A 21,361-nucleotide genomic window follows, 5' to 3' on the forward strand; every position below is an offset into this window, starting at 1 on the left:
CCCCTGACCGGCAGGGCGGCGGCAGGCAGCCGCGGGCGGCGTCAGTCACGGTCCGCGCGTGGCCGGGACCGCGCCGCGAGGCCGACGGCGGTGGCCGCCGGCGCGGGACGGTCAGTGGCCGCCCGGTCCGCCGCTGCCGAACGACCCTCCGCTGCCCTCGTCCCAGCGCGGGCGCCCCCCCGGCGCGCTGGGACGGCTGCCCGCGTTGCCATGGCCGCCCAGGTCGTGCGGCGTGAGGCGCTCCTCGCCCGCGGGGACCTCGTTCGGCTCCCGGTGCTCCCGCACCTCCCGGACCGGCCCCCCTTCGGGCATCCGGGGCTGCTCCTCCGGCCGGGGCCGGCGGGTGCTGCTGTTCCTGGTCCGGCGGCTGCCGAGGACGAACATGCCGATCAACAGGGCCAGCACCGCCACTGCCGCCAGCCCGAGGCCGATGCCGAGGGCGCCGCGGCCCGCCGCGAGGTCGGCCGTCTCCATCCATGCGGTGTTCATCATGGCTCGCGGGTACCCCCGCTCCCCGGCGCGAACCCGGCACACCTCCCCGCGCCCGTACCCCCGGCCCGCGCCGCACCCGTGCCGGGCCCGCGTTTCCGCCGTGGCCGCACTACGCCCCCCGTGACGGGCCCACGTTTGACCGCCGGGACGACGGCTACTCGCGCGGTGTGACCACGACATCGCAGAAGGAGCTGTTCCGGTTCCTGGAGGACCGTTTCGCCTGTGCCCAGGCCTGCACCGAGTGCGCGCGTGCCTGTGCGACGCGGGCCAGTCTGGCGGACCCGGACGGCGCCGAGAACCAGGAACTCGTACGGCGCAAGGGCATCATGTGCGCGGAGGTCTGCGACGCGACCTGCCGGGTGCTGTCCGAGCAGAGTCAGATGGACGAGGCGACGATCCGGATCCAGGTGGAATGGTGCCGGCAGCTGTGCCTGGAGAGCGCGCGGGTGTTCGACGGCCACTCCGGGGCGGAGGGGACGGCCGAGGCGTGCCGGGCCTGCGCCCGTGCCTGCACGGAGTTCCTCGCCACCCTGAACTGACCGTCCGGAACGGTCGGAAGCCGCCGCCCGGCGCCCGGCACCGTACAAACTCGGGCGAGTTGTCGCCATACTGGACGAGCCGGGGGAGCGGGGCGGACTGCGACGGGGGCGGGCGAAGGAGATGGGGGACAGCAGGCTGATCCACGGCCGGTACCGATTGCTCGACCGGATCGGACGCGGCGGCATGGGGGAGGTGTGGCGGGCCCGGGACGAGTCACTGGGGCGGCACGTCGCGGTGAAGTGCCTCAAGCCCGCCGGCCCGCAGCACGACCAGTCGTTCGGCCGGGTGCTGCGCGAGCGGTTCCGGCGCGAGGCCCGGGTGGCCGCGGCCCTGCAGCACCGCGGGATCACCGTGGTACACGACTTCGGGGAGTCCGAGGGCGTGCTGTATCTGGTGATGGAACTGCTCCGGGGCCGCAACCTCAGCCAGCTCCTCGAGGACAACAAGCAGCACCCGCTGCCGCTCGACGACGTGGTGGAGATCGCCGGGCAGGTCGCCGCGGCCCTCGCCTACACCCACGACCAGGGCGTCGTACACCGCGATCTGAAGCCCGCCAACATCGTGCGGCTGGACGACGGCACCGTGAAGATCTGCGACTTCGGCATCGCCCGGCTCGGCCACGACGTCGGCTTCACCTCGCGGCTGACCGGCACCGGCGTCGCCATGGGCACCCCGCACTACATGTCGCCGGAACAGATCAGCGGCTCGCAGGTCGACCGGCGCAGCGACCTGTACTCCTTCGGCTGCGTGCTGTACGAGATCGCCACCGGTGTACCGCCGTTCGACCTGGACGACGCCTGGGCGATCCTCGTCGGCCACCGCGACACCCCGCCCCGGCCGCCGCGCGGCCACCGCGCCGAACTGCCCGAGCGTCTGGAGCGGATCATCCTGGACCTGCTGGCCAAGGAACCCGCCGGCCGGCCGGACAGTGCCCGTGAACTCGTGGACCGGGTGGGCGCACTGCGCACCGTCCCGGCCGCGGTGGCGGCCGGGAGCACCGGACCCACCGGACCCACCGGACCGCCCGGTGCGACCGGGCACGCGGACACCGGCCGGCGGGCCGGGGAGCTGGAGCCGGCGGGGCGGACGGCCCGGCTGCCGTCCTGGACCCGGGGCATGACCACCGGGCACAAGGCGGCCGCCGCCGGACCACGCGCCACACCCCCCGACCCGGCGGCCGGCCTGTCCGGTGAGTGGACCGCCCGCCCCGCCACCGGCGCCCCTCCGACGCCCGTACCGCGGCAGCGGCCCGCCCCGGATCCGGAGGCGCTGAAGGCCCTCGCCGGGCGGCACAACGCGGGCCTGAGCCTGGGCCGCCTCGGCCGCTGGGCGGAGGCGGGGGAGGTGCACCGCGCGGTCGCCGCCGAGCGTGAGCACCTCCTCGGCCCGGAGCATCCCGACACCCTCGCCAGCCGCTACGAGGTCGCTTTCACCCTCAGCCGCACCGGCCGTCCCGCCGAGGCCCTGCGCGGATACAAGGGCGTCGCCGAGGCCCGTATCCGCGCGCTCGGCGCCGACCACCCCGACACCCTGGCGGCCCGCCAGGAGATGGGATACGTCCTCGGCCGGCTGGGCCGCCCCTTCGACGCCCACCAGGTCTACCGGTCGGTGCTCGCCGCCCGGGAGCGGACCGTGGGCGCCGACCATCCCGACACCCTGCGCTGCCGCCACAATCTCGCCTTCAGCCTCGGCGAACTCGGCCGTCTGGAGGACTCCCGCGAGATGGCCGGCGAGGTCGCCGCCGCCCGCGCCCGGGTGCTCGGACCCGAGCATCCCGACACCCTCGTGACCCGGTACGAGGTCGCCTACACCCTCGGCAGGCTGGGTCGCTGGACGGAGGCCCTGGAGACCTACCGCGAGGTCGCCGAGGCCCGCGCCAGGGCTCTCGGCCCGGACCACGGCGACACCCTCGCCGCCCGCTACGAGACCGGTATCAGTCTGGGCCGGCTCGGCCGCACCGGCGAGGCCCTCGACCTCTACCGCGGCCTCGTCCGTGACCGCACCCGCGTGCAGGGGCCCGCCCACCCCGAGACCCTGCGCGCCCGGCACGGCCTCGGGGTCAACCTCGGCCGCCTCGGCCGCTGGACCGACGCCCTCGCCGAGTCCCGCGAGGTGTACGCCCTGCGCGAGCGGGTCCTCGGCGCCGACCATCCCGACACCCTGGTCAGCCGCCGTGAGGTCGCCGTGGGCTGCGGCTGGCTGGGCCGGTGGGCGGACGCCCTGGACGGGTACCGGGGAGTCGCCGGGGCCCGTGAGCGGGTCCTCGGCGCTGATCACCCGGACACCCTCGCCGCCCGGAACGACGAGGCGCACTGCCTGGAGCGGCTGGGCCGCGACAAGGAGGCGGCCGAGCTGTACCGGAAGGTCGCGGCACTGCGCCAGCGGCCGGCAGCCGGAGCCTGAGCGGACCGCGTCCGGGCGGTACGGGTGACCGCGTGCTACGAAGAACCATGACCGCACCCGAGGGATCCCGGACGTACTCCCGCACATACGACGCCGTGATCGTCGGCGGGGGCCACAACGGCCTCGTCGCCGCCGCCTACCTCGCCCGCGCCGGGCGCTCGGTACTGGTGCTGGAGCGGCTGGACCACACCGGCGGGGCGGCGGTCTCCACCCGCCCCTTCACCGGCGTCGACGCCCGGCTGTCCCGGTACTCGTACCTGGTCAGCCTGCTTCCCCCGAAGATCGTCCAGGACCTGGACCTCGACTTCCGGCTGAGTACGCGCACCATCTCCTCCTACACGCCCACCGAACGCGGCGGACGGCCCACCGGGCTGCTCGTCGGCGGCGGTGAACAGCGCACCCGCGAGGCCTTCGCCCGCCTCACCGGTTCCGAGGACGAGTACCGGGCCTGGCAGCGCTTCTACGACATGACCGGCCGCGTCGCCCGCCGTGTCTTCCCCACGCTCACCGAACCGCTGCCCACCCGCGACGCACTGCGCCGCACGATCGACGACGAGGAGGCCTGGCGGGTCCTCTTCGAGGAGCCCATCGGAGTCGCCGTCGAGGAGCGATTCGCCGACGACCTGGTGCGCGGCGTCGTCCTCACCGACGCCCTCATCGGTACCTTCGCCGACGCCCACGACCCCACGCTCCGGCAGAACCGCTGCTTCCTCTACCACGTCATCGGCGGCGGCACCGGCGCCTGGGACGTGCCGGTCGGCGGCATGGGCGCCCTCACCGACGCACTGGCCGGAGCCGCCCGCGCCGCCGGAGCGGTCATCGCCACCGGTCACCAGGCGGTCCGCATCGACACCGACGGCCGCACGGCCGAGGTCACCCACCGCACCGCCGGCGGCGAGGGCGTCGCCACCGCACGGCACGTCCTGGTCAACGCCTCCCCGCGGGAGCTGGCGGCGCTCACCGGCGACACACCCCCGCCGCCCGCCGAGGGCGCCCAGCTCAAGGTGAACATGCTCCTCGAGCGGCTGCCCCGACTGCGCGACAGCTCCGTCGACCCGCGCGAGGCGTTCGCCGGCACCTTCCACATCGCCGAGGGGTACGGCCAGCTGGCCGCCGCGTACCAGCGGGCCGCCGCGGGCGAACTGCCGGACGCCCCGCCCTCCGAGATCTACTGCCACTCCCTCACCGACCCGACGATCCTCGGCCCGGACCTGGCCGCGCGGGGCTACCAGACACTCACCCTGTTCGGACTCCACACCCCCGCGCGGCTGTTCGAGCAGGACAACGACGCCGTACGCGAGGAACTGCTGAAGTCGGCCCTCGCTCAGCTCGACGCCCATCTGGCCGAACCCCTCGCCGACTGCCTGGCCACCGACGCCGACGGACGCCCGTGCCTGGAGGCCAGGTCCCCACTGGACCTGGAGCGTGACCTCGGCCTGCCCGGCGGCAACATCTTCCACCGTGATCTCTCCTGGCCCCACGCCCAGGACGGCACCGGCCGCTGGGGCGTGGAGACCCGGCACACCAACGTCCTGCTGTGCGGTGCCGGCGCGGTGCGCGGCGGCGGGGTGAGCGGAGTGCCGGGACACAACGCGGCCATGGCCGTCCTGGAGGCGGGGAAGGACTGAGACCCGGAGGAGGCGCGGCGGGGGAACCGACGCGCCGGCTCAGCCGGCCGACCGGGTCCACCCCTCCGCCCGCAGGCGCGCCGCGTCGGCCGGGCGCGCCTCGTCGAAGAGCCGGCCGTGCGGCGTGGGGGACGGGGCGAGGAACGCCTCGGCGTCGGTGACGAGTTGGCGCAGCGGAGCCGGCAGCGGTCCGGCACGGCGCGCCGATCCGTGCGATCCGTGCGATCCGTGCCGCAGGGTGGGCCTCGCACCGCGCGCGGGCGCCGCCGAGACGGTCGTGTCGGCCGGCAGGGCGGCGAACGCCAGTGCACCGCCCGGGGCCGGCGCGCCGCCGCCCGGCCGGCACCGGCCGATGCCTCCCGGCCGGGGCCGCCGCGTCCGTCGTCGGGTCTCTCCCTTCGGTCGGTCCTCCGGCTCAGCGAGTCAGACGGCGGCTGCCCGTGCCAGGGTGCCGCCGGGGGGTGTTCCGCCGGACCGGGGCGGCGGGCGCGGCAGGTGCGGACCCCGCCCGCCCGGGGCGGGGAACGGGCTCCGCGTCCCAGTTGCTCCGTGGCCTGTCGGGGGCAGGACCCGGTCGCTAGGCTGACCGCGGACGACGACATCGGGAGGAGCACGGACGTGGCCGAGAGCACCACCCAGCAGCGCCCGCTCACGGGCTGGGACAAGCCGGACCTGGACCTGAGCAACGCGCAGTGGCAGTCCAGCAGCCGGGGCAGGGGCGATGTCCAGATCGCCTTCGTGGAGGGATTCATCGCCATGCGCAACAGTGGCCGCCCGGAAAGCCCGTCCCTGATCTTCACCCCCGCCGAGTGGGGAGCGTTCGTGTCCGGGGCGCGCGAAGGGGAGTTCGATCTGACGTGAGCGGCGCGGCCGCCGGGCGCCGGCGGCCGGGGGCAGGGTTCCCCGCGTACGTCCGGAAACGCGAGCCGATGCGTCCTCCCCGGCCATGAATGAGCCGGACCGGCCGGGGAAGCCGGAGACCGTACCTGGAAGGCGAGGAACTCATGAGCAGCCAGCCGGTCGTCGCCGCGGTCGACGGTTCGCAGGACAGCCTGCGTGCCCTGGAGTGGGCGCTCGACGCCGCGCGCCGGCGCGAGGCCCTGCTACGGATCGTCCATGTGCGGCAGTACCCCCACTGGACGAAATCGGACGTCCTGGCCGTCGGGACGCCCGAACAGGACGGTGATCCCGTCCTCGGCCCTGCGCGGAGCCGTCTGGCGACGGAGTCCGTGCTCCCGGCCGTCGAGTACGTCGTGCTGGAGGGCGCGCCCGGCGTGCTGCTGCCGGAGGTGGGGGAGACGGCCGGGCTGCTGGTGCTCGGCTCCCGGGGGCGCGGCGGTTTCGCCAGTCTGCTGCTCGGCTCCAACTCGCTGGCGGCGGCCCGTGACGCCGAGTGCCCCGTTGTCGTGGTGCCCCGCCCGGCGCAGGACGACCGGGCGGCCGGAGCCGGTCCCCTGGTGGTCGGCGTGAACGCCGACAGCCCCGATGACGCGACACTCGCCTTCGCCTTCGCCGAGGCCGCCCTGCGCGGTGCCCGGCTCAGGGTCGTCGCCGCCTATCCGTGGCCACTGCATACCTGGATGCTGCCGGGGGAGATGCCACCGCCGGACATCGACCAGGACGCGGTCGAACACGAGACGCGGATCCTCGCCGAGGGGTTCCTCGCCGCTCACCGGGAACGGCATGCCGGGGTCGCCGCCGAGGTCGAGGTGCTGCCGGGCGACGCCGCCGGTCACCTGGTCGAGGCGTCCAGGGAAGCGGAGCTGGTCGTCGTGGGACGACACCGCCGCCGGCTGCTGGCCCCCGCCAGGATGATGGGGTCGGTCACCCAGGCGGTGCTGCTCCACGCCGAGTGTCCGGTGGTGGTCGTACCGCCGTCCCCCGTGGAGGGGTAGCCCGGACGGGCGATGGCCGGCCGCCGGGGCGGCCCGCTCCCGCGGACCGCGGCGCCGGGAACGGGACGCGTCCCTGGCACCGGTGGCCGTCGCCCGAGCATCCGTGCGCCCGTCCGGACACGTACCATGGCGGCATGTCGTTCCTCCGCCGCCGCAGTGCCACGCCCGCCGGGCCCGAATTCGACGTTCTGGCCATGGACCCGGGCGACTGGCCCGGCAATCTGGGTGCCGGGCTGCTGCCCGCCCCCGACGGAAGCTGCCAGGGCGTCTTCCTGCGGTACGACCTGTTCGGCGGCCGGGGACCGGCGATGATCATCGGCAATCTGCCCGAGGACTCGCCGGCGCGGGACGTCCCCGAGGGTGAGGTCCCCTTCGAGGTGGGACAGCTGCTGCTGGCGCTGGAGAACGACGAGGAGGTGACCGTCGTCGGCACCGAGGACGCGCCCGTGATGCAGGGCGACAACCTGCTGATCGTGCGGCGCGTCAAGCTTTCCGAAAGCCGGATCTCCTGCGTGCAGTTCGACCGCAGCGACAACGTCCTGGTGACCATCGCGGCCTGGGACCGCCCCATCACCGACGATCTGTACGCCCTGCTCAAGCCGCTGCCGGCGGAACTGTTCCAGCAGGGCTGACCGCAGCACCGACGACGGCCGCGCGTGAAGGGCCGGGTCCCCCGCGGGGACCCGGCCCTCGTCATGCGCCCGGTGCTGCGGGTGTCGCTACGACGGCCTCACCGTGACGTCCGCCGCGCGCACGAAACCGACCCGGTGGCCGAACTGGATCCCGTAGTACTGGTCCTTGCCCCGCACCACCCGGTGCGAGGCCCCGTCGAAGGTCACCGCGTAGTAGTACTCGCCGGGCACCTTGCCCCCGGTCACGTACTTCTGGCCCTTCAGCACGGTGTAGGGCAGCGGCGACACCGCCTGGGCCGGCACCCCCTCCGGGTAGGCCTCCTTCTCCGGATACGCCCTGCCGTAGACGGGCACGGACGCGAGTCCCTTCCTCGGAGTCACCACCATGCCCTTCGCGGGCACCGCGGTGGGACGCTCCTCCGGGTTCCTGAACCACGCCTTCCGGCCGAGGTACCAGATGGCGGTCCAGTCGCCCCACCGGCCGGCCACCGCGTAACTCTGGCCCGTGGAGACCCGCGAGGACAGATCGTTCACCCCGGTGGTGGGGGCCGAGCCGAGGCCGATGTCCCGGATCAGCGGGGAGCTCTCGTCGTGGTCGGAGTACAGCCGCACCGCGCTGGACCCGTGCGTCGCGCAGGGCTCGCCCACGCTGTCGCAGCCGGTGAAGACCGGCCGGTTGGCGGTGTAGTCGGGCCGGATCGTGACCACGCCGGAGTGCTTGCCGGCCGTCGCCTTCAGCGGGCGGCCCAGCAGCTCGAAGTAGTGCCGCCAGTCCCAGTACGGTCCGGGGTCGGTGTGCATGCCCGGGATGGTCGCCGTGGTCGTCCCCGGCACCGTGTCGTGGCCGAGGATGTGCTGCCGGTCCAGCGGGATGTCGTACTTCTCGGCGAGGTATCTCACCAGCCGGGCCGAGGACCGGTACATCGCCTCGGTGTACCAGGCGTCGGGGGCCGTCAGGAAACCCTCGTGCTCCAGGCCGATGGATCCCGCGTTGACGTACCAGTTGCCCGCGTGCCAGGCCACGTCCTTCGCCTTCACGTGCTGGGCGATGTGCCCGTCGGTGGAACGCAGGCTGTACTGCCAGGACACGTAGGTGGGGTCCTGCACCATGTCCAGGACGCCCTCCCAGGCGCCCTCCGTGTCATGGACGACGATGTAGCGGATCTTCTGCGAGGCGGGCCGGTCGCCGAGATCGTGGTTGCCGTAGTCGCCGTCCCCGAACTCCTCGTAGGGCGCCGGGATCCACTCGCACGACACCGTCGTCGGGCACTCCGTCCCGGCGGCGGAGGTCTCGCGCAGTCCCGCCCGGGCCAGGGCCGAGGTGTCGGGCGCGAGGCCCGGGCGGGCGGCCAGGGCGATCCGCTGCCCCGCGTCCGTGATCCGCTCCTGCCCGGCCCGGATGACCTCGTACACCTCGTCGGCGTACGTCTGCGCCGACGCCGTGTCGTCCGCGCCGGAGAAGAGCGCGACCGCCCCGTACCAGTCCGCCGGGTCCTCGCTCCCGGCACGGCCCAGCCGTCGCTGCGCCTCGGCCAGCAGTGCCGCGCCGCCCGCCACGTTCGCGACCGGGTCCTCGCGCAGCTGTTCGGGGCTCAGCCCGGTCAGCCGGGCGGCCTTCGGCAGCGTGGTGAGCCGGTCCGGCAACCCGGCGGTGCGCGGTGCCGGTGCCCCGGGACGCAGCGCCGGCCGGGCGTCGTCGCCGCGCGGGTCCTCCGTGCCCTGGCCGTGGTGGTCGGCTGCGGCGAGCGCGGTGCGGGCGTCGGTGAGATGCATCGGCCCGTAGCCGCCGGTCACACTCGCAGCGCCGCCGTGCCCGTCCCAGCGGGACTGCAGATAGGAGACGCCCAGCAGCACACTCTGCGGCACGTCGTACTCGGCGGAGGCGGCGGTGAACGCCTGCTGCAGGCGGGCCGTGGCCGGTGGGGCCGGGGTGGGCGCGGCGCCCAGCAGGGGGAGGGTCAGGGCTCCCGCGGCGAGTGCGCGCAGGGCGAGGGAGGCCCTCCCGTTCGAGCGCGGTCGGGACCGGAGGGGAAGCCGGGAGTGGGGGAGGGCGGCGCGTCGTGACGGCCCGGCCGCACGGCCGGGGTCGGTGGGGGGTCGTGGCAATGCAGCCTCCTGGGACGGACGGGGCACGATGCGCCGCGTGGAGCCGAGCGGTGCGTGTCAGTGCTACCGGTCAGCCGATAATCCGTCAATCATGCCCAGGAGGGCGTCGATTCCTCTGTTCATCGTGGTGCGCGCTTGTTTCGTGGCGGGCGGTGACGGGACCTGCGACGCGTCAGTGGTGTACACCGGTGGTCGCGGCCGGCGGCTCGCGCCGGGCCGCGTGACCCACTCGCCCGCGCCCGCTCAGGGCCCCTGTCGCGTGGAGCTAGCGGGTGCCCACCGCTGCCCGTACCGCCCGGCGGGCCAGCTGGCAGTCGTCGTGGAGGCGGCGCAGCAGCAGGCGCTGTTCCTCGCCGGAGGGGACGGCGCCCGGATGCCCCGCCGGCACCGTCTCGTGCATCGAGCGCTGCACGGCCGTCTCATAGGTACGGATCTCCCGGGTCAGCACCAGCATCAGGTTGACCAGGAACGCGTCCCGTGAGGCGAGACCCGCCGACTGGGCGATCTGGCTGATCTGGCGCCGGGCGACCGGCGCGTCCCCGAGGACCGACCACAGCGTCGCCAGGTCGTAGCCCGGCAGGTACCAGCCCGCGTGCTCCCAGTCCACCAGCACCGGGCCGGCCGGCGAGATGAGGATGTTCGACAGCAGGGCGTCGCCGTGACAGAACTGGCCCATGCCCTGCCGCCCGGTCGCCAGCGCGATCCCGTGCAGCAGCTTCTGCAGGTCGCCCAGGTCCCGGTCGGTGAGCAGCCCCAGCTCGTGGTAGCGGGAGATGCGGGCCGCGTAGTCCAGCGGCGCGTCGAACGTCCCGGCCGGCGGCCGCCAGGAGTTCAGCCGGCAGATCGCGCCGAGCGCCGCCCTGATGTCCGCCCGCGGTGGTGCCTCCGCCGGGTGCCGCTGGAGCGCCGCCACCCGGCCGGGCAGCCGCTCGATCACCAGCGTGCAGTTGTCCGGATCCGCCGCGATCAGCCGGGGCGCCCGCACAGGGGGGCGGTGCCGGACGAACGAGCGGTATGCCGCTATTTCGTGGCGGATGCGCTCACTCCACGCCGGGGAGTGGTCCAGTAAGCACTTGGCGACCGCGGTGCTGCGGCCCGTGGTGCCGACCAGGAGGACGGACCTGCCGGTCCGGCGCAGCACTTGGACCGGGGCGAACTCCGGACAGATGCGGTGCACCGAGGCGATCGCGGTACGCAGTTGAGCGCCCTGCGGTCCGGACAGGTCGAGCCGCCCGCTGAGCGGCTGGGTGCCCGGTCCCGCGGTGCGCCGTGCGCTGCCCGCGCCGAGCACCGGGGTCGCCGGGCGCGCGGGGGAGAGATAGGGGCCGCTGTCCGACGGACGCGGACGCAGCGGCCGGGGCGGGGCGGACACGGAGGACGATGCTGCGTACATGGGTGATACAGATCCCTTCGTGTGCCTGCGACGTCAGTGCACCACCCGCCCCGTACACCCGGCGCACCCTGGGGGAATGTCCCTGCGGCGACGGGGTCGTGGTGGCGCGTTCCTACTCGACACCCGATGGCCCCTGGCACACCATCTGGCGCACCCTGGCGAACCATGGCGAATAGTCGCCCGGCAACCCGCACCGGGCTACTGTCAACTCAGCCGAGAACCTGGGGGCTTGACGTGAGCGGACAATCCAACACCCGGCTCTCGGACCTGTTCGGCCTGGCCGGCTGGTCCAAGGGCGAACTCGCGAGGCTGGTCAACCGGCAGGCGGCGGCCATGGGCCACCCCCAGCTGGCGACCGACACCTCCCGGGTGCGGCGGTGGATCGACATGGGAGAGATCCCGCGTGATCCCGTACCGCGGGTGCTGGCGGCCCTGTTCACCGAGCGTCTCGGCCGTGTCGTGACCATCGAGGATCTCGGTCTGGTCCGGCACGGGCGTACGGGGAAACGGCCACGCCCCGGGAGTGCGGAACATCCCGACGGAGTGCCGTGGGCGCCCGAGCGGACAGCCGAGGTCCTCACCGAATTCACGGGAATGGACCTCATGCTCAACCGACGCGGCTTGGTGGGCGCGGGCGCCGCGCTCACCGCGGGCTCCGCACTCAGCAGCGCCATGCACGACTGGCTGCACACCGATCCGGCCCTGACCGCCGACGCTCCCCGACAACACGATCCGCTGCGCGCCGACCCCGCCGGTTTCGACCGGTACGAGGCCGCCCCGATCGGCTCGCAGGAGATCGAGGAACTGGAGCGCTCCGTGGAGGTGTTCCGCGCCTGGGACGCCGCCCGGGGCGGCGGCCTCCAGCGCAAGGCGGTGGTCGGCCAGCTCAACGAGGTGGGCGGCATGCTCGCCTACCACCATCCACCCCATCTCCAGAGGCGCCTGTGGGGCGTCGCCGCCAACCTCGCCGTGCTCGCCGGCTGGATGTCGCACGACGTCGGGCTGGAACCCACGGCCCAGAAGTACTTCGTCATCGCCGCCCACGCGGCCCGGGAGGGCGGCGACCGTCCGCGTGCCGGTGAGGCGCTGTCCCGGGCGGCCCGTCAGATGGTGCATCTGGGCAGGCCCGACGAGGCGATGGATCTGATGAAGCTCGCCCAGTCCGGCTCGGGCGAGGAGGTACTGCCGCGCACCCGCGCGATGTTCCACACCGTGGAGGCCTGGGCGCAGGCGTCCATGGGCAAGGGACAGGCGATGCGCCGCACCCTGGGCCGCGCCGAGGACCTGTTCGTCTCCGACAAGGGGGACGTGCCGCCGCCGAACTGGATGCAGCTGTTCAACGAGGCGGACCTGTACGGCATGCAGGCCCTGGCGTACCGGACGCTCGCGGAGTTCGAACCGGACGCCGCCACGCACGCCCAGCATTACGCGGACAAGGCACTGGCCCTCAGGGTCGAGGCGCAGCAGCGGTCGAAGATCTTCGACTTCCTGTCCATGGCCTCCGCCTGCTTCATCGCCGACGATCCCGAACAGGCGGACCGGTTCGCGCGTCTCGCCCTGGTGTCGATGGGGCAGAACTCCTCGCGCCGCACCTGGGACCGGCTCCGTGAGATGTACCGGCTCACCGCCGAGTACTCCACCTATCCGAGGATCCAGGAGCTGAGGGAGGAGATCGAGCTGGCGCTGCCCAGGCCCCGGGGCAAGAAGGGAAGCGCCCAGGCCTGAGGGTCAGGCCCCCGCGGGGCCGCTAGGAGGCGACCCGGGCCACCAGCACGCAGGCGTGGTCCTCGCGTTCCCCTTCGCCGAACTCCCGTATCACCGCGCGGACGCAGTCCTGCGCCGCGCGGGCCCCGGCGAGACCGGGGGCGAGGCCGAGCAGCCGGTGGGCAGCGGCGGCCCCGGCCTGTCCGGGTACCAGCCCGTCGGTGTGCAGCAGCAGCAGGTCGCCGACCTCGAGGGTCTCTTCGGCCTGCTCGTAGGCGGAGCCGGAGGCGGCTCCGAGCAGTACGCCCCGTGGCGCTTTCAGCGCCCGCCCCGTCCCGCCGCGGAACAGCAGCGGGGCGGGGTGTCCGGCCTGGGCCCACAGCAGTGAGCGGGTCGCGGGCCGGTAGCGCAGGCAGACGGCGCTGCCCAGGACCGGCTGCGCTGCTGTGTCCAGTAAACGGTTCAGGCAGGCGAGCAGCGGGCCCGGTTCGGTGCCGGTCATCGCCATGCCGCGCACCGCCCCGAGCAGCATCGCCATGCCGGAGGCAGCGCCGACCCCGCGTCCGGTCAGGTCGCCGACGCTCAGCAGTGTGCCGGCGTCGGAGAGTTCGAGAGCGTCGTACCAGTCCCCGCCGACCGGCGCGTGGACCGGGGGCGGCACATGGGCGGCGGCTATGTCCAGGGTCCGCGGACCGTTGTGCGGGAGCTGCAGGGAGCCGCGCCACGGTGGCAGCACGGCCGCCTGCAGCTCGGCCGCCAGCCGGTGCTCGGTCCGCGCGGCGGCATGCCGGTGATGGTGCAGCGAGTCACGGGTCTCGCTCACCTCCCGCCGGCGGCGGCGCAGTTCGCTGACATCACGCAGTACCGCCCACATCGAGACGGTACCGCCGTCGGCCCCGAGTACCGGCTCGCCCATCATGTGCACGGTCCGCACGCCGTCGTCCGCGCGCGGGACACGGAACTCCCCGTCGATCGGGCGGCCGTCGACCAGGCAGCCGGTGACCATCGCCGTGAGTGCGGGACGGTCCTCGTCGAGTACCAGTGACGGCAGTTCGTCGAGGGAGAGCGGGGGAGCGTCCGGGTCGCGCCCCAGGATGCGGTACAGCTCACCGGACCAGCTCACCTCGTCCGTGAGCAGGTTCCACTCGGCGCTGCCGACCCGGCTGAGCAGGGAGTCCCGCCGCGGCGCTGCGCGGTCCCCGGCGGACGGTCCCGGAAGGGGGTCGTCCCGGAGCTGGGCCAGATGCCGGTCCAGGTCGTCGAGCTGATGCAGCGCCAGGTCGCACAGCGCGCGCCGCCAGCGTTCCCTCGGGTCCGCCTCGTCGGCCGGTGAGTCACGCCGTACGGCGTCCACGTCGCCCTTGAGCCGCCGGGCCTGCGAGATGAGCGCGTCGACCGGGCCGCGCGGGGGCGGCTGGGCGGCTGGGCGGTCCGCGGAGAGGTGGGACGGCATGACGCACTCCGATGCGGGACGGTACGGCCCTCGGGTCGGCGGAGGGACCGTAACGACTGTGGCACAGCCCGCGACAGCCTGTAAGGGATTCGGCAACACGCGACAAGGCGATGCCCATGGCATGTGCCACCGTCTTTACGGGCTACCCGGGGGTAGCCGCGGGTAGCCCGGTGGATTCACCAACTCCTCTGGTACGCAAGTGACTTGAGTGACCTTTCGGCCGGCGGACTTGCTCACTCACGCGTTCGACGCTCAGGTGTCTGTGTCGAGGTGACCGGCGGGTAGCCCCGCAATGCGGTCCCGCCCCCGGGCGGCCCGGCCCGCGCTCAGTAGCGCAGGACCGCGGCCATCCCGTCCGCGTCCGCGAGGGCGCCGTCCGGGACGAAGCGGACCTCCGCTCCCGTCTCGAGACACTGCTCGACGATCTCGTCCACGATGTCCTCGCGGGCGTCCAGGTCCCCGTCCCCGACGACGACGAGATGCTCTCCGGCGTCACGCACCGTGATCCGGTAGTTCTCCTCGACGGCCAGCAGCCGGATCCGGCCCTCCCGGGCGCTCTGCCACAGCTCGTCCACCCCGGCCGCGAACTCCTTGCGGCCGCGGGCCGACTCGAGCGACCGGGCCACGTCCTCGGTGCTCCTGCGCGCCTCCTCCTCGAGCGCCGGCCGCACGGCCTGCCACACCGCCTCGTGCGTCCCGTGCGCCAGCCCGCCGTGCGGTACCTGCACGGCGTCCCTGGTCGCGCTGCCGGCCTCACCGAGCAGGGACAGGGCGGCAGGGTCGCCCGTGATGTACAACGGCCGCGGGTGGTGGCGCAGCAGTGCGCCGATCGCCGCGTCGGCCTCGCGCAGGAACCGGCGGGTGTCCTCGTCACGGAAGTTGCTCGGCTGGTCGCCGGCCCGCTCCTGGCGCTCGGGGTCGAAGTTGGGCTCCTCGCGGACGAGCGGGAAACCGCCGGCCCGTTCCTCGGTGACCCGGTCCACCCCGCCGCTCCACAGGGTGGCCCGGTCGGCGGAGACGGAGAGCACCCAGAACGGCCGCTCCGCCGTGTGGGCGGAGACGAGGTTCCGGGTCAGGAACGTGTCCGAGAGGACGACCCGCTCGGGCACGCTCCGGGCGAGGGACCACACCTGGTGTTCGCCCGGGGCGGCGAAGATGGCCAGACCGTCCTCGGTGTGGGACAGGTCGACCTCCGCGAGGGCCCGGTCCAGCTCGCGGGACACGTCGGCGCGCCGGTCCCGGGTGACCGCGGGATCGTCCTCCAGCTTCTTCTTGGCCTCGGCCACCATGTTGCGCAGCCGGACCGCGTCCTGGGCGTTGAGGGGATCGCGCCGGTGCGTCGGCGTCAGCAGGGACACCGCGGGGTAGGGGCGCGGGCGGCGAAGCTCGGCAAGGGTCGCGGGACTCAGATCGTGCTCCATGACAGCACCATAGGGCGAATTCCGGGATGCGGCATTTGGGGCAAGGATCCCGGTGTGGGGTACGGGCCGGTGAGCCAGGCGCTGCACGCCGGCGCGGGAGACGACCCTCTCTGTATCCGGCTCTGTATCCGGACCCGTATCCGGACCCGGGACCCGGAGCGGCGGGCGATGGGCGTGACACGCGGAGGACGGCGTGCGACGCGTGGCTCGTACCCCGGACACCGGCGGCCGCCGGCCCGGCCGGTTCCGAGCGGGGAACGGTGCACCCACCCACCCCCGCCCGGGACTTCCCGGCCGTAGGTGCGGGGGCCGCGCCGGCCTGGACGTCCGGCCCGCGTGCCGCCCGCCTTCTCCGTGTCCGGCGAAGGGAGGCCGCCGGAACGCCGTGAGGGAACGTCCGCGGGGCGGCGGGGAGCCGGGCACCTCGGTGCCCGGGCTGTCCGGTCAGACCCGGCCGTCGTCCTCGCGGCCGCAGGAACTGCCGTCCGGTGGCAGGGAGCCGTGCAGCAGGAAGTCGTCGATCTTGCGGTGTACGCACTCGGACGAGCCGTAGCCGGTGTGGCCCTCGTTCCGGTTGTCCAGTACCACCGCCGGGGAGCCGAGCCGCTCGGCCGTCTGTACCGTCCACCGGTACGGTGTGGCCGGGTCGCCCCGGGTACCCACCAGCAGTATGTCCGGCGTGTCGAGATCCTTGACCTTCTCCCGGATGTAGCCGGTGCCCCGGGGCCTCCCGAAGCAGAGCATCACCTGGGCGAGCCGGTACCGGCCGAAAACCGGCGATGCCTCTTCGTAGGCCGTCCGCAGCCGGGCCAGGTCCCGGGTCAGCCGCTCGGCGTCCGGCCGGTCGGGATCGTCCGCGCAGTTCACCGCCATCAGCGCCGCCGGCAGGTTGTCCATCGGTACGTCCTCCGGGTCGGCCAGGGGCTCGTCGGCCCGCTGCGGCGCGGGCAGCGCCACCCCGCCCGTCGCGAGGGCCTCCACCCCGCTGGTGTCCCCGTCCTCCATGAGCTGGGCGAGCGCCCGTTGCAACAGCGGCCACATCTCCTTGGTGTACAGCCCCTGACCGATGGCGGCGGCCAGGTCCTGGCCGGTGAACTCGTAGCCGAAGTCCGTCGGCACCGGGTTCTCGTCGAGCGAGTCGACCAGGTCCACGACCTCGGTGCGGGCGTGGCGCGCGTCCTGCCCGAACGGACAGGCGAGTTCCCCGGTGCACCAGGTGAGGAAGTTGTCCAGAGCGGTCTGCTGTCCCCGCGCGCTCGCCAGCCCCTGCTCGGCGAGCGGCTCGGTCAGGGTGTCGACGCCGTCCAGTGCCATGCGCCCGACCTTCCGGGGGAATTGGGCCGCGTACACCGCTCCCAGCCGGGTTCCGTAGGAGAATCCCAGGTAGTTGAGCTTCTTGTCGCCGAGTGCCTGGCGCATCACGTCAAGGTCGCGGGCGACGTCCACGGTGCCGATGTGATCGAGGACGGGGCCCGAGTGTGCGGCGCACTCGGCGGCCACCTCGCGCAACTGCCGCAGCGTCTCGCGCGGATCGGACATGTCCTCGCCGTCGGTCGCCTCCAGCGCCCGGCCGGTCGCCTCGGCGCCGCAGCTGACCGGTGCGGAGCGGCCGACGCCGCGGGGGTCGAACGAGACCACGTCGTAGTCGTCGGTCAGGCCCAGGAAGTGCTTGCGGCCGTGCGCCAGCCCCAGCACTCCGGAGCCGCCCGGACCACCGAAGTTCAGCACCACCGAACCCCGGGGCCGGCCCGAGCCCCGGTAGCGGGCGAGGGCGAGATCCAGGGTGCCCTTGCCGGGCTCCGCGTAGTCGAGCGGAACGGTGATCTTCCCGCACTGGATGTCCTTGGGCAGGTCCATGCCGCCCTCGCACGCCGCCCACTCGATCCGCTGGTCGTAGAACGGGTCGAGGTCCGGTCCGGAGCGGCCGGTCGCGGTCAGGCCGGTGCCCAGCAGGGCCAGCCCGACCGCCCCGGCGGCCGCGCAGCGCCCGACCGAGGGGTGGACCGCGTACCGGCGGAAACGGAGTCGCACGGTCAGCTTGGCCAGCATCGATGCCTCCAGGGACGCCCCGACCGGCGCCCTCGCTCACCATAGGCGGGCGCCGGGACCCCCGCTCGTCGGCCGCACGGCGGCACCCTGTCGCCCGGATCCGCGTCCGTGCGCCGGGGGTTCGACCGGCTTTGCCCGGGGTTCGAGTGGCGGGGCCCCCGATGGGGTGAACCGGTTGCGGCATACGGATGAGCCATAACCCGGATGCCGCAGCCGCGTTCCATCCGGTGCGGGCGAGTGCTCGCGACCATGTCTGAAGGGCAGGGAACCTATGAGACGGGTTACCCGAAACGGTGTACTCGCCGTCGCCGCCGCGTCGGGCGCGATGGCCGTCGCGATGCCGGCGTACGCCGACGCCGGGGCGGACGGCGCCGCGGCCGGTTCACCCGGGGTGTCGGCGGGCAACGCCATCCAGCTCCCGGTGCATGTCCCGGTGAACGTGTGCGGGAACACGGTGAACGTGGCGGGTCTCCTCAACCCCGCCGCGGGCAACGCCTGTGTCAACGAGGACGCGGGGGAGCGGAACCCCTCCTCCCCGGGCTCCTCCACCACGTCCGCCGCCGGGAGCGGCACGCACGGCTCCCCGGGCGTCCTGTCCGGCAACGGGGTGCAGCTGCCGGTGGATCTCCCGGTCAACATCAGCGGCAACAGCGTGAACGTGGCCGGCGCGGGGAACGCCGCCGCCGGCAACAGCTCCGCGAACACCCCGGGCGAGCGCCCCGACCGCCAGGAGCGACCCGCACCTCCGGCGCCGCCGCGCACCCTCCCCGCCCCGGCACCCCACGCGGTGCCGCAGGAGCCCGTGGCTCTCGCCGAGACGGGAGCCGGCCGGACGCTTCCGGTGCTCGGGACCGGGGCCGCGTTCTTCCTCGCCGGCGTGGCTCTGTACCGCAGGGCCCGTGTGCGGGCGGGCGGCTGACCTGCCCGGGGAGACGCCGAGGCGCGCGGGATCCCGCCGTCGCGGCTCCGCGGGCCGCCCCCGGCCGCTGAGGATCGCCGCGCGCCCCGCGCCGGCCGGAGCTTGCCCGCTATCCGTGGCCGAGTGCGTCGCGCGGTGCCGGGCCCGGCGGCGGACGTCACCGTGGGACGGAACCCGCGGGGTCAGCCGGCGGCGCCGTGGAAGCGCCGGTGCAGTTCCCTGACCTCCTCGGTCAGCGCGGGCACGGGCCCGGCGACGGCCACGGCCGGGGCGATCTCGGGCACGGGCAGCGGCCGCACCGGCGAGGCGGGCACCCCCAGCTCCGTCAGCCAGGACACCAGCTGCGCGGACGAGGCGACGTACACGATGCGTCCGAGACCCACCCAGGCGTGCGCGGCTGCGCACATCGGGCAGTGTTCACCGGAGGTGTACACCGTGGCGGCGGCCCGATCGGCGGGGGTCATACGGGCCGCCGCCCAGCGTGCCAGCTCGAACTCCGGGTGCCGGGTCCGGTCGCCGGTCGCCACGCGGTTGTGGTCCTCGGCCAGCACCGTGCCGTCCCCGGCGACCAGGACCGAGCCGAACGGCTCGTCACCCGACTCGAGCGCCTTGGCCGCCAGCTCCACACACCGCCGCAGATACGGCAGTTCGTCGTCCCTCACGACCATCCCGGCCACAGTTTCCTCCTCTGCGCGACGGCCTGATCCACCGCCACCCTAATTCGGTTGCTCCCGGGCAGGGCCCGTGCTGAGGTCGCCCGCATGGACAACTCCGCGGTACTCGCCCTGTACGACCGTGACATGCGCGAAGGGGCGCGGCCCGACGGCCCCGGGGCCGTGGTCGAACGGGCCGGCGCCGTGGTACGCCAGACCGCTCCCGCGCACGGCTGGAACGGTGTCGTCTGGTCCGCCCTGGAGCACGCGGACGCGGACGCGGCGATCGCGGAGCAGATCGCGCACTTCACCGGGCGCGACCGCGAGTTCGAATGGAAGCGGTACGGACATGACCTGCCCGCGGATCTCGGCCGGCGGCTCGTCGCGGCCGGGTTCACGGCCGAGCCGGACGAGACGCTGATGGTCGGCGAGGTGGCCGGGCTCGCGCGCGACGTGAGGCCCCCCGAGGGTGTCCGCATCGTGCCCGTCACCGGCCGGGCGGGAGCGGACTTGCTGGCCGAGGTGCACGAGAAGGCGTTCGGCGCCGACGCGTCCCGGTTCCGCCGGCACCTGCTCGACCAGCTGACCGCTTCTCCCGGCACGGTCGTCGCCGCCGTCGCCCTGGCCGGCGCCGAACCGGTGAGCGCGGCCCGTATGGAGCTGACTCCAGGGGCGCGGTTCGCCGGGCTGTGGGGCGGTGGCACCGTGCGGGAGTGGCGGGGGCGGGGTATCTACCGGGCGCTCGTGGCACACCGGGCCCGGATCGCCGCGGACCGCGGCTACCGCTACCTCCAGGTGGACGCCTCCGATCAGAGCCGCCCGATCCTGAGTCGTCTCGGCTTCACCGCCCTGACCACGACGACCCCGTACGTGTACGTGCCGCGACAGCGGTGACGGCCGGCCCGCCCGCCCCCGCTCGCCCCGAGATGTCCACCGGAACACCGAGCCGCAGATCCTGGACTCCACGGCCTTCGAGCGGGCCTTCGGCCTGGCGCCGACGCCGCTCGAAGAGACCGTGGACGCGACGGTCACCTGGTACGAGCAGTGGCTGTCCCGTCTGTGACAGGTGCCGCCGGGCTCGTCAGCGGCCGGCCTTCGACCGGTCGAGCGCGGCCACCCCGACCGCGGCGAGACCGATCTGGATCAGCCACTCCGCCCAGTCGACGCCGTCGGTGTCGGCCACCCCGAAGCCCGCGGCGATGGCCGAACCGATGAGCGCGGCGACGATGCCGACGAGGATCGTCCAGAGAATCCCGATGCGCTGCCGGCCCGGAACCACGAGCCGGCCCAGAATGCCGATGACAATGCCGATGACGATGGCACTGATGATGCCGTCGATCTCCATCTCGCCCCTTCTCCTCGAGTCGTCCGCTGCAGTGCGTCTGCCCCCTCGCCGCGCGAACACTCCGGGACGGACGGGAAAGGGCCGGTCCGCGGCTGACGCGGACCGGCTCCCGGCTCTCCTTCCGCCGCCGGCGCTACGACTTGGGCGCGCTCCTGACCGCCGTGGCGGCGCAGACCGTGCCCAGCATGACGGTGAGAGCGCCGATGATGACGTTGTTCCAGATCACGCCGGCGTCGGGGTTGGTGCCGACGATCCACGGCGCGACGATCATCCACGCGCCCAGGGCGCACATGGCCCCGCTGAGGCCGTACATGCGTGCCGGAGCGGCGGTGAACCCCAGGGCGAGCAGGCCGATCGCGATGCCCACGATGAGGTTGTGGGTCACGAGCGCGGGCTGGCTCGTCGTGTAGTGGACGATCCACGGGGACACCGCGCAGTAGAGGCCGAGCAGGAACACCGGACCGTCCACCAGGGCCACATCGCGGCCGCCGAGCATACGGTCGTAGCGTGCCCGCATTTCGGGCGCATCGGGGTGGCTCGCGATGTCACCGCGCGGGTGCGAGACGTTGGCCATGAGTCGTCTCCTTCGATTGGCAGGCGTGACCGCTTCGAGCTGTTTCGTGCTGTGTGCGGCATAGGGCCGCGCTATCCCATTCTGGACTTATTTTTCCCTTATGTGTAGACCCTGGCGGGGAGTGCTTCAGGGACGGCGGCGGCTCCCGGGGCCT

Annotated in this window: 18 protein-coding genes and 2 pseudogenes; 10 read left to right on the plus strand and 10 right to left on the minus strand. The window is 73.8% G+C overall.

What is annotated here, in order from left to right; translation table 11 throughout:
- Positions 1–111: 111 nt before the first annotated feature.
- Positions 112–492: a DUF6479 family protein gene (locus HTV45_RS30160; RefSeq protein WP_215209084.1), complete on the minus strand. Its 381-nt coding sequence runs from the start codon at positions 490–492 to the stop codon at positions 112–114.
- A gap of 167 nt (positions 493–659) precedes the next feature.
- Between HTV45_RS30160 and HTV45_RS30165 the strand changes: the two genes are divergently transcribed.
- The 3 genes from HTV45_RS30165 (at position 660) to HTV45_RS30175 (ending at position 5,063) form a co-directional block, all read left to right on the plus strand.
- Positions 660–1,031: a ferredoxin gene (locus tag HTV45_RS30165; protein WP_215209085.1), complete on the plus strand. Its 372-nt coding sequence runs from the start codon at positions 660–662 to the stop codon at positions 1,029–1,031.
- Positions 1,032–1,152: 121 nt separating this feature from the next.
- Positions 1,153–3,435, plus strand: a complete 2,283-nt coding sequence (locus HTV45_RS30170; protein WP_215209086.1) for a serine/threonine-protein kinase — start codon at positions 1,153–1,155, stop codon at positions 3,433–3,435.
- Between the two features lie 47 nt (positions 3,436–3,482).
- On the plus strand, positions 3,483–5,063 hold the full coding sequence (locus tag HTV45_RS30175) for an NAD(P)/FAD-dependent oxidoreductase (protein ID WP_215209087.1): 1,581 nt from the start codon (positions 3,483–3,485) through the stop codon (positions 5,061–5,063).
- 126 nt (positions 5,064–5,189) lie between these two features.
- On the opposite strand, the pseudogene HTV45_RS34585 reads toward HTV45_RS30175, so the two are convergent.
- Positions 5,190–5,417 (minus strand): annotated as a pseudogene (locus tag HTV45_RS34585) (serine hydrolase); the annotation flags it as partial.
- 264 nt (positions 5,418–5,681) lie between these two features.
- On the opposite strand from HTV45_RS34585, the gene HTV45_RS30180 reads away from it, so the two are divergent.
- The 3 genes from HTV45_RS30180 (at position 5,682) to HTV45_RS30190 (ending at position 7,590) form a co-directional block, all read left to right on the plus strand.
- A complete protein-coding gene (locus HTV45_RS30180; protein WP_145870994.1) occupies positions 5,682–5,924 on the plus strand; it encodes a DUF397 domain-containing protein in 243 nt (80 codons plus the stop codon).
- 143 nt (positions 5,925–6,067) lie between these two features.
- On the plus strand, positions 6,068–6,958 hold the full coding sequence (locus HTV45_RS30185) for a universal stress protein (RefSeq protein ID WP_215209088.1): 891 nt from the start codon (positions 6,068–6,070) through the stop codon (positions 6,956–6,958).
- A gap of 134 nt (positions 6,959–7,092) precedes the next feature.
- A complete protein-coding gene (locus HTV45_RS30190; protein ID WP_215209089.1) occupies positions 7,093–7,590 on the plus strand; it encodes a hypothetical protein in 498 nt (165 codons plus the stop codon).
- 87 nt (positions 7,591–7,677) lie between these two features.
- On the opposite strand, the gene HTV45_RS30195 is transcribed toward HTV45_RS30190, so the two are convergent.
- Both HTV45_RS30195 and HTV45_RS30200 read right to left on the minus strand, forming a co-directional pair.
- On the minus strand, positions 7,678–9,576 hold the full coding sequence (locus HTV45_RS30195) for an N-acetylmuramoyl-L-alanine amidase (RefSeq protein ID WP_251693113.1): 1,899 nt from the start codon (positions 9,574–9,576) through the stop codon (positions 7,678–7,680).
- Positions 9,577–9,961: 385 nt separating this feature from the next.
- Positions 9,962–11,089 (minus strand): aminoglycoside phosphotransferase family protein, encoded by a 1,128-nt coding sequence (locus HTV45_RS30200; protein ID WP_215209091.1) that lies wholly within the window; start codon positions 11,087–11,089, stop codon positions 9,962–9,964.
- A gap of 234 nt (positions 11,090–11,323) precedes the next feature.
- Here HTV45_RS30200 and HTV45_RS30205 point away from each other — a divergent pair, with 234 nt between their 5' ends.
- Positions 11,324–12,814: a hypothetical protein gene (locus HTV45_RS30205; protein WP_215209092.1), complete on the plus strand. Its 1,491-nt coding sequence runs from the start codon at positions 11,324–11,326 to the stop codon at positions 12,812–12,814.
- Between the two features lie 22 nt (positions 12,815–12,836).
- Here the strand turns inward: HTV45_RS30205 and HTV45_RS30210 are convergent, their stop codons facing one another.
- The 3 genes from HTV45_RS30210 to HTV45_RS30220 form a co-directional block, all read right to left on the minus strand.
- A complete protein-coding gene (locus HTV45_RS30210; protein WP_215209093.1) occupies positions 12,837–14,246 on the minus strand; it encodes a PP2C family protein-serine/threonine phosphatase in 1,410 nt (469 codons plus the stop codon).
- Positions 14,247–14,572: 326 nt separating this feature from the next.
- Complete coding sequence (locus tag HTV45_RS30215; RefSeq protein ID WP_215209094.1) at positions 14,573–15,667, minus strand: chemotaxis protein; 1,095 nt, start codon at positions 15,665–15,667, stop codon at positions 14,573–14,575.
- 444 nt (positions 15,668–16,111) lie between these two features.
- Positions 16,112–17,716 carry an alpha/beta hydrolase gene (locus HTV45_RS30220; RefSeq protein ID WP_215209095.1) on the minus strand — a complete coding sequence of 535 codons (1,605 nt, stop codon included), beginning with the start codon at positions 17,714–17,716 and terminating at the stop codon, positions 16,112–16,114.
- A gap of 271 nt (positions 17,717–17,987) precedes the next feature.
- Here HTV45_RS30220 and HTV45_RS30225 point away from each other — a divergent pair, with 271 nt between their 5' ends.
- Positions 17,988–18,635: a chaplin gene (locus HTV45_RS30225; protein WP_215209096.1), complete on the plus strand. Its 648-nt coding sequence runs from the start codon at positions 17,988–17,990 to the stop codon at positions 18,633–18,635.
- 182 nt (positions 18,636–18,817) lie between these two features.
- On the opposite strand, the gene HTV45_RS30230 is transcribed toward HTV45_RS30225, so the two are convergent.
- Positions 18,818–19,303: a nucleoside deaminase gene (locus HTV45_RS30230; protein WP_215209164.1), complete on the minus strand. Its 486-nt coding sequence runs from the start codon at positions 19,301–19,303 to the stop codon at positions 18,818–18,820.
- 93 nt (positions 19,304–19,396) lie between these two features.
- Here HTV45_RS30230 and HTV45_RS30235 point away from each other — a divergent pair, with 93 nt between their 5' ends.
- Both HTV45_RS30235 and HTV45_RS34590 read left to right on the plus strand, forming a co-directional pair.
- Positions 19,397–20,182, plus strand: a complete 786-nt coding sequence (locus HTV45_RS30235) for a GNAT family N-acetyltransferase (RefSeq protein WP_215209097.1) — start codon at positions 19,397–19,399, stop codon at positions 20,180–20,182.
- A 37-nt stretch (positions 20,183–20,219) separates the two neighbouring features.
- Positions 20,220–20,351: pseudogene (locus HTV45_RS34590) on the plus strand (epimerase); the annotation flags it as partial.
- An 18-nt stretch (positions 20,352–20,369) separates the two neighbouring features.
- Here the strand turns inward: HTV45_RS34590 and HTV45_RS30240 are convergent.
- Together HTV45_RS30240 and HTV45_RS30245 are read right to left on the minus strand one after the other, a co-directional pair.
- On the minus strand, positions 20,370–20,633 hold the full coding sequence (locus tag HTV45_RS30240) for a GlsB/YeaQ/YmgE family stress response membrane protein (RefSeq protein ID WP_215209098.1): 264 nt from the start codon (positions 20,631–20,633) through the stop codon (positions 20,370–20,372).
- Between the two features lie 133 nt (positions 20,634–20,766).
- A complete protein-coding gene (locus HTV45_RS30245; protein WP_215209099.1) occupies positions 20,767–21,207 on the minus strand; it encodes an SPW repeat protein in 441 nt (146 codons plus the stop codon).
- Positions 21,208–21,361 lie beyond the last annotated feature (154 nt).

The sequence above is a fragment of the Streptomyces sp. CHD11 genome, assembly GCF_018638295.1.
Classification (GTDB): Bacteria; Actinomycetota; Actinomycetes; order Streptomycetales; family Streptomycetaceae; genus Streptomyces.

Coding starts and splice junctions, on each gene's coding strand:
- HTV45_RS30160 (WP_215209084.1), bottom strand. CDS start 492: ATGATGAACACCGCATGGATGGAGACGGCCGACCTCGCGGCGGGCCGC.
- HTV45_RS30170 (WP_215209086.1), top strand. CDS start 1,153: ATGGGGGACAGCAGGCTGATCCACGGCCGGTACCGATTGCTCGACCGG.
- HTV45_RS30175 (WP_215209087.1), top strand. CDS start 3,483: ATGACCGCACCCGAGGGATCCCGGACGTACTCCCGCACATACGACGCC.
- HTV45_RS30185 (WP_215209088.1), top strand. CDS start 6,068: ATGAGCAGCCAGCCGGTCGTCGCCGCGGTCGACGGTTCGCAGGACAGC.
- HTV45_RS30190 (WP_215209089.1), top strand. CDS start 7,093: ATGTCGTTCCTCCGCCGCCGCAGTGCCACGCCCGCCGGGCCCGAATTC.
- HTV45_RS30200 (WP_215209091.1), bottom strand. CDS start 11,089: ATGTACGCAGCATCGTCCTCCGTGTCCGCCCCGCCCCGGCCGCTGCGT.
- HTV45_RS30210 (WP_215209093.1), bottom strand. CDS start 14,246: ATGCCGTCCCACCTCTCCGCGGACCGCCCAGCCGCCCAGCCGCCCCCG.
- HTV45_RS30215 (WP_215209094.1), bottom strand. CDS start 15,667: ATGGAGCACGATCTGAGTCCCGCGACCCTTGCCGAGCTTCGCCGCCCG.
- HTV45_RS30220 (WP_215209095.1), bottom strand. CDS start 17,716: ATGCTGGCCAAGCTGACCGTGCGACTCCGTTTCCGCCGGTACGCGGTC.
- HTV45_RS30225 (WP_215209096.1), top strand. CDS start 17,988: ATGAGACGGGTTACCCGAAACGGTGTACTCGCCGTCGCCGCCGCGTCG.
- HTV45_RS30230 (WP_215209164.1), bottom strand. CDS start 19,303: ATGGTCGTGAGGGACGACGAACTGCCGTATCTGCGGCGGTGTGTGGAG.
- HTV45_RS30235 (WP_215209097.1), top strand. CDS start 19,397: ATGGACAACTCCGCGGTACTCGCCCTGTACGACCGTGACATGCGCGAA.
- HTV45_RS30240 (WP_215209098.1), bottom strand. CDS start 20,633: ATGGAGATCGACGGCATCATCAGTGCCATCGTCATCGGCATTGTCATC.
- HTV45_RS30245 (WP_215209099.1), bottom strand. CDS start 21,207: ATGGCCAACGTCTCGCACCCGCGCGGTGACATCGCGAGCCACCCCGAT.